This is a genomic window from Phocaeicola salanitronis DSM 18170 (assembly GCF_000190575.1).
GTDB classification, from domain to species: domain Bacteria; phylum Bacteroidota; class Bacteroidia; order Bacteroidales; family Bacteroidaceae; genus Phocaeicola; species Phocaeicola salanitronis.
On record NC_015166.1, the window covers coordinates 1 to 6,277 of the forward strand.

The 6,277-nt window shown below is 40.3% G+C and carries 8 protein-coding genes; 3 read left to right on the forward strand and 5 right to left on the reverse strand.

Translation table 11 applies throughout. The features are described from left to right. Positions 1–107: 107 nt before the first annotated feature. The 4 genes from BACSA_RS18775 to BACSA_RS20910 all read right to left on the reverse strand — a co-directional run bounded on the left by BACSA_RS18775 (position 108) and on the right by BACSA_RS20910 (position 2,787). Positions 108–1,007 (reverse strand): DUF5712 family protein, encoded by a 900-nt coding sequence (locus BACSA_RS18775; protein WP_013619579.1) that lies wholly within the window; start codon positions 1,005–1,007, stop codon positions 108–110. Continuing rightward, a complete protein-coding gene (locus BACSA_RS18780; RefSeq protein WP_013619580.1) occupies positions 1,004–1,606 on the reverse strand; it encodes a BfmA/BtgA family mobilization protein in 603 nt (200 codons plus the stop codon). Before BACSA_RS18780 ends, BACSA_RS18775 begins: the two co-directional genes overlap by 4 nt. A 490-nt stretch (positions 1,607–2,096) precedes the next feature. Further along, positions 2,097–2,366 carry a Txe/YoeB family addiction module toxin gene (locus tag BACSA_RS18785; protein WP_032536520.1) on the reverse strand — a complete coding sequence of 90 codons (270 nt, stop codon included), beginning with the start codon at positions 2,364–2,366 and terminating at the stop codon, positions 2,097–2,099. After that, a complete protein-coding gene (locus tag BACSA_RS20910) occupies positions 2,359–2,787 on the reverse strand; it encodes a prevent-host-death protein (RefSeq protein ID WP_225231023.1) in 429 nt (142 codons plus the stop codon). Before BACSA_RS20910 ends, BACSA_RS18785 begins: the two co-directional genes overlap by 8 nt. A gap of 290 nt (positions 2,788–3,077) precedes the next feature. On the opposite strand from BACSA_RS20910, the gene BACSA_RS18795 reads away from it, so the two are divergent. From BACSA_RS18795 to BACSA_RS18805, 3 genes are all read left to right on the forward strand, one after another. Further along, positions 3,078–4,058 carry a replication initiation protein gene (locus BACSA_RS18795; RefSeq protein ID WP_013619581.1) on the forward strand — a complete coding sequence of 327 codons (981 nt, stop codon included), beginning with the start codon at positions 3,078–3,080 and terminating at the stop codon, positions 4,056–4,058. A gap of 29 nt (positions 4,059–4,087) precedes the next feature. Next, positions 4,088–4,288, forward strand: coding sequence for a hypothetical protein (locus BACSA_RS18800; protein WP_013619582.1), 201 nt, complete (start codon positions 4,088–4,090; stop codon positions 4,286–4,288). A gap of 113 nt (positions 4,289–4,401) precedes the next feature. Then, on the forward strand, positions 4,402–4,944 hold the full coding sequence (locus tag BACSA_RS18805) for a BfmA/BtgA family mobilization protein (protein WP_013619583.1): 543 nt from the start codon (positions 4,402–4,404) through the stop codon (positions 4,942–4,944). A gap of 275 nt (positions 4,945–5,219) precedes the next feature. On the opposite strand, the gene BACSA_RS18810 is transcribed toward BACSA_RS18805, so the two are convergent. Further along, positions 5,220–6,206 (reverse strand): DUF7689 domain-containing protein, encoded by a 987-nt coding sequence (locus tag BACSA_RS18810; protein ID WP_013619584.1) that lies wholly within the window; start codon positions 6,204–6,206, stop codon positions 5,220–5,222. Between the last annotated feature and the right edge of the window lie 71 nt (positions 6,207–6,277).

The following is a 6,277-nucleotide window of genomic DNA, read 5'->3' on the forward strand; positions in this document are numbered from 1 at the left end:
TTAACTATTCCGGTGGGCTTTTTTCTTCTTCAAGGTAGATTTCCTGAAGAAGTTCATCTTTACTCGTTACCTCATAACGACACAAAAACTATACTCTCAGAATAAAATCACATACCCATTCCAAAACCCCGGCTTCTTTTCCTGGGCTGGTTGAGTTCTTCCTCCTGTTGTTTTTTCCTTTGCGATGCCTGGTTGATTTCCGGAACCTGGGAAATATTGTTTCCCTGTTGTTGGATTTCTTCCCGACCTTGTTCCTGGTGCTGTTCCTGAAGATCCCGGCTCCATTCGGCTTTCATCTTCTCAAGCCGTTCATGGTTCACACGTTCCGCCCACTCCTTTTTCTGGAAGATTTCTTTCGGAGTTCCGTTCTTCATGGTATTGAGATAGTCGAAGGTCTGTTCCGGTGCCCGGTCATACCCTGTGCGCTTGTCAAATGAGGTTTCACACTTTCGGAAAAAATCTGTTCTGTCAAAACCGCCTTTCACGTTTCCGCAGTTCTTCTTCCCGGTGTGGTTGGTCTTTGGGCTTAGCTTCCTGGTGTTGCTCCTGTCCTTCCGGCTGACGATGATATGTGCGTGCATGTCGTACCGGTCGGCTCCCTTCCTCTCGAAATGGATCTTTCCGTAATACTCGATATCCTCTTTGTTCAGGCCTTTTCCGAACCCTTCCGCATAGTGCTGCATCACATCATCACGGACATACCTTCTCATGGCTTCAGCCTGTTCCTTCTCTGTCTTGCCCATTTTCTCCAGCTCCCGGCTGGAAGGGCTTACCGTGATCACATAGAACTTCGCATCGTTCCGGCTTAATTTTGCCTTGTTGTTGTCTATCTTGAAGGTTACTTCCTGTGCGCTTATGTAGTCACGTGAGTTATTGAAAAACGGCTGCACTTCCCGGCCGTTCTTCATGCGCTCCAGATCCTCATGCTGGAGATAGGTCGTTACTTCTGTGCAGCTCCCTGTATTGGCATAAGTTCCGGAACCGCCACCCTGAATTTTTATATTCATAGCCCCCTCCTTTCCTTTTCCTTCTTATAGACCTTGTTTATGTCATCGAGCAGCCCGGTCTTTCCTTTTGCATCGAGGAAGGAAACGATATGTTGCATGGCCTTGAGTTGTGCCGTTTCGCTGGCTTCTATCCGCTTGAAGATAATATCCTGGTTCTTCCTGATAGTTGAATCTGCATCCCGCACCGCTTTTTCTGCCCTGCCTATGGCCCTGCCGTTGTTGTCGGAACTGTTGATTATCCCGGCAAGCAGTTCCTTGTTGTCCTTCAGGAACCGCCTGAACTTTTCTTCCGAAAGTAAGGATGAAAGGCTTATGGTTATCTGTGTGCTGGCTCCGGCCAGAGCTTCACAAGCCGGACGCACAAGATCCGTTTCCTGTTTCTTCAGGAATGCGAACACCTGGTCCATGCGCTTGATAAGTCTCTGCATTTCCTGTGCCGGACTTTCATGCTCGACCGGGTTTATACCGTACTTCTCAAAGTAGTTTATGGCATGAGTAATATACTCCATTTTTGACACACTGTTTGCCTTGGCCAGACGGTCAAGTTTAGCAAAAGTAGTACGTTCTACCGCTACCGTTGTTTTACTGTCTTTTTCCATATAATTATAAGGCTTATTATAACGAATTAATATACTAACTAGTTGGTTTACAAGATAGTATATTTATTCATTATAACCAAATTATATTGGTATAATTTTCTAAATAGCTGATTTTCAGCTAAAGACCCCGTATGGCAAGAGGAAAAAACAGGGCTTGCCCGGTTTCCTCTTGCTGTTCTATCGAACACCCTCCCCAGCGCGAAATTAGCAAAGGGGACGGGGAGAGATAGAACCTATCCCACACACGTAAACACCCACGAAAACCGCACGCCCGGTACACAACAGAAATACCCAACAAAACCGCACAACAGAACGTGTCCGGAACACCACAAAAAACTCATCGGTCGGGGAGCGCCGCACGGCAAGGGGGTGTACCAACACTCCCGACGAGTGCAGCCGTTTGCTTGGATATATGATATAAGTTATTTTGATTCTGTCACAAATTCAAAAGGATTGCAGTATGTGCCGTTTCGGAACTTACTGCAATCCTTCATTTGTCGTCATAATGCCCCCAGGCTGAAATGATAAACACAATTACGGTAGTCTCGTTGACCATATACCTGATACGGTTCTTCTTGTCCAGCTGCCTTGACCAGACACCCTCCAGGTATCTCAACTGTTCCGGATGCCCTGTACCCGTGTACGGGTGTTCCCGGAGTTCATCAAGCAGCTTCTCCAGCTTCCTGAAAAGCTGCGGAGAGGATTTCCTCATCAACAGGACATGTTTTACCGCTTCTTTGGAAAATTCTATCTCATACATTGCCTTCGCCCTCTATACGGTTAAGAAAATCATCCAGAGACTCGTTTTTAGCCATTCTGAAGGTATTTCCGTTCCGGATATCTTCAATACCTCTCTGGATGGCCGCAAGTTCTTCCTTTGAAGGGAAATCACCTTCTCTGACTGCACACACCATAATAGGGGCTGCATTGCGTCTGGAGACCAGGATCGTTTCCGTCTCTGCCATTTCGAAGTATTTCTTCTGATTGGCACGAAATTCGCGTGTTGTAACAATCTGCATAGTTCTAATATATTGGTTTTCACCGCAAAAATAGGGATAAAAATCAATAAAACAAAAGTTTTGTGTACTTATTTGTGTACACGCGCGGAAAATTCGTTCCTCAAAGAACGCTGCGCTGGCTTTTGCTTTGCTTTCACAAACATTCAAAAACTCGTTTTTCACGGATTTGGAGGTCTGGAAGCCACATTCAGGCTAAAATTTTATGACTTGTTTTTAAGCATTACTTGTTATATGCTTATCAACTTTTAAAAAATGCACTTTAACAATCTGACAAACAGAATATTACAATCATCAGCAGCGATCTAACTACGAGTTTTTGAATACTAACTGCGAGTTTTTGAATACTATTTCAAAGTTTAACTACGAGTTTTTGAATACTAATCACACAATCTACGAGTTTTATTTGTAAAACTCGTTTTTAATACTTATATTTGCGCAAAACACTGATAATTATGGCAATAGTAAACAAAGACCTTATCCAAAGTTATATTATGACTACTGCAAAATATGACTTTAATGTGTACGAAAAGCGTATCATTTATCGTCTCGTAGAAATGGCTCAAGGAGAGCTGCAAGGTATAAAGTTCGCTGATAACTGTCAGAAGATAGAGCATGATCTTTTCAGTTGCGTAAATATAACCATGCCTATCGCCTGCCTGCTTAATGGAGAGGACGACAAGAATTATGCGAGAGTAAAAGAAGCCCTACAGTCGCTTCAGCGAAAGATCTTTGAGTATGAAGATGATGAGATCTGGCAAAGTATCTCTATCATAGCCTTGCCTTATATACGGAAGCGTTCTTCAGTATTATCCTTTCAGGTACACCCACGTGTATGGGACTGCATACTTGATTTCTCAAAGGGTTTTAGGAAATACGAACTGAAAGCAGCCATGAGCTTTAAGAGCCAGTTTTCAATGCGCTTTTATGAGTTGTTGAGCAACCAGAAAACTCCTCTGATATACTCTATAGAACAGCTAAAGGAAATGTTTTGCGTAACAGACAAATACGAGCGCATCAACGATTTTATACGTTATGTTGTGGATGCTGCAAAAAAAGAGCTTGATGAAATCAGCCCATATACCTTTGAGTACACACCGCTCAAAACAGGGCGAAAGATAACGGCCATAAAGTTTTATCCGGTATATCAACCGGAACACCGTGACAGTGATTTGGAAAAACATGACCTTCAAAAACAGACTGCTTTAAGCTGGTCGTTAGCTCCGGAAATAAGAAGTTATCTTAAAAACTCGATTGAGTTTTCAGATAAAGAGATTAAAAACAATCTAGATCTGTTTATATCAGCACAAACCTTACTTCCAGACTTCCTTAATGAACTCGCCATTCTAAAAGGGAAATCAAGGGAAAAGAAGAACCCAAAAGGTTATATAATCAATGCTATCAAGGGAAAAATTAAAGACAGAAAGAAACTTTGATTTTGTCACACAATCAAAAAAACAAAGACATGAAAGAAGGAGATTTGATATTGGTATCAGCTGAAGCTACAGGCTTAGGAAAGCCAATGGAAGCCATTATAGACAAGATTGAGACATTCATGGGACAAACCCTTGTAACAGTCACTTACACGCAACCAGACGCCTTATCCGGCTTCGGAGGGTGCTTTGTGGATTCTCATATCACTTTAAGCGAAAAAAAGGCCAAGTAACCTGAATATATTTCAGGAATATTCGGTATATTTACAGCATATTCAATTAAAAAGAAGCATAAAACCAGCATATCAAGCATATTATAAGCATATTTATATCAATCGGTTAAGGTATGACAGATAAAGCAACCATACAACCCAAAAGCAAGCCGGAAAAGACTACAATCTCAATAAGCGGAGAAACATCTGAACGGCTGGAGATATACTGCCGGGCAAACGGCATATTACGGAAAGAGTTCGTTTCTCTCGCCCTGGAATACTTTGAACGCACAGGTTTCGACCTGAAGAGTAACGCACTTGATTACTCCCCCTTGGAAAAGATCATCGGAGAATTGAATGAAGTAAAAGCGACCATGCAGACAAGCAATGAGGGAACAGAAGCGATTCGCCAACTACTACAGGCAGTCCGGGAACAGACCGCAAAACAGCTTCCAGCTCCAGAACTTATAGCCCAAGCAACAGAAGCAAAGGCGAAGGCAGAAAGTCTGGCTACAGAACGTGCCAAAGACCTTCAGCTCCTTCAGGAAGAGAACAACCGATTGCGTAACGAAATCAAAGTTCTTCAGGAGTATAAGGAAAAAGCACACCGGGAACTTTGCCGGGTACGTGATGAACAGAAAACATTCGGGAAAATAAAAGTAAATACAGAACTGTAGTTTGGGTATATGCTTATATCATAGGATGAACGGCACATTTCAAAACATTCTTCCGGGAACTATGGAACAAGTTACAGAGAGCATTAGGACTTAATAACGGCAGGGGATTTCATTTATAGCATAGGGAACTGCGAGTGAGTATTGTAATAAAAGCGGTAAAACATGAAAAAACAGCTATAATACTTCAAATAAAACTCATGCCTTAATATAAAAAAGAGGAGAGAACAATAAGTCCTCTCCTCTTTTTTATATTAAGGCATGAACTGTATTCAGCACTACAAACTATTTACCCACATACGAACAGTTCTTCTTGCTCTATTTTGTTCACCTTCTAAACATTTACGATCATTCTTATTATAAACTATTTTTAGATTACTATCCAATTGCAATGTATCATACAAAGGAAGCATAAAGAAGTTTTCTTCATCAAGCAGTTTTTCCATTATTAATGGTATAATCACACTTCCCATTTCTTGTAAAGATTTGAATTGAGGTAACTGTTTGTAATCCAAAGTAGATGAACTAAACATTGTTTTGGGATTTGTATTAATTTCATTTTTCCATGCAGCAATTAAAGACTCGAATTTGCTAACAATTTCGCTATCTACTTTTTTACTTCTTTCTAATACTTTATTCTTCTCTAAGTCGGATAAAACAATATCTTCTTTAGAGACCTCTTCTGCTACTTCTTTTAAATCAGATATTTTACTGTTCTGTTTTACAAAAGAAACTAAAATACTACCATATTCAGAACCATTTAATTCAGTTCTTCCATGAGTGATGCGAATATTTGGTCCTAATTTTGACTCCCATGTATTTCCACTATAAATAACACTTCCATGAGTCATTTTATAAGTGTTAAGCCCCCATCCATCAACATCTGCACCACTTCCTTGAGTCGATGTTTGTTCATAATTTGAACTCGCTCCGTATAAAGATTTCGCATTTTTATACTGATTAATAAAATCATTATAAAGCTCTTCAGGATTAATCCACTTACTCGTTATACCCATAGAATACGCTATACAATTATATGTATACGTAGCTTCACCAGTAACTGTAACATTATCGGTCTTTAAATTAGGAAATGCTTTTTTCAACATATCAGCTTCTTGTGGAGTCAAGCTTCTCCTCATTGAAGCAGAACGAGTTAATACCTCTTCATTCGAAAATGATTGGTCATCTTGCATAACAATGTCATCTTCATTAGAACATGCTACAAAGAAAGAACATAACATCAATGAATAAAATAACTTTTTCATAACTTTCAATTTTCAATTAACAACCATAAAATTACAAGAAATTATGATTCATTGTTCTCAAAATCTAATAT

What these genes read in the sequence shown, in the direction of transcription:
- BACSA_RS18775 (WP_013619579.1), bottom strand. Translation starts at nt 1,007, where the DNA reads ATGAATATAAAAATTCAGGGTGGCGGTTCCGGAACTTATGCCAATACA.
- BACSA_RS18805 (WP_013619583.1), top strand. Translation starts at nt 4,402, where the DNA reads ATGACAGATAAAGCAACCATACAACCCAAAAGCAAGCCGGAAAAGACT.
- BACSA_RS18785 (WP_032536520.1), bottom strand. Translation starts at nt 2,366, where the DNA reads ATGTATGAGATAGAATTTTCCAAAGAAGCGGTAAAACATGTCCTGTTG.
- BACSA_RS18795 (WP_013619581.1), top strand. Translation starts at nt 3,078, where the DNA reads ATGGCAATAGTAAACAAAGACCTTATCCAAAGTTATATTATGACTACT.
- BACSA_RS18800 (WP_013619582.1), top strand. Translation starts at nt 4,088, where the DNA reads ATGAAAGAAGGAGATTTGATATTGGTATCAGCTGAAGCTACAGGCTTA.
- BACSA_RS18810 (WP_013619584.1), bottom strand. Translation starts at nt 6,206, where the DNA reads ATGAAAAAGTTATTTTATTCATTGATGTTATGTTCTTTCTTTGTAGCA.
- BACSA_RS18780 (WP_013619580.1), bottom strand. Translation starts at nt 1,606, where the DNA reads ATGGAAAAAGACAGTAAAACAACGGTAGCGGTAGAACGTACTACTTTT.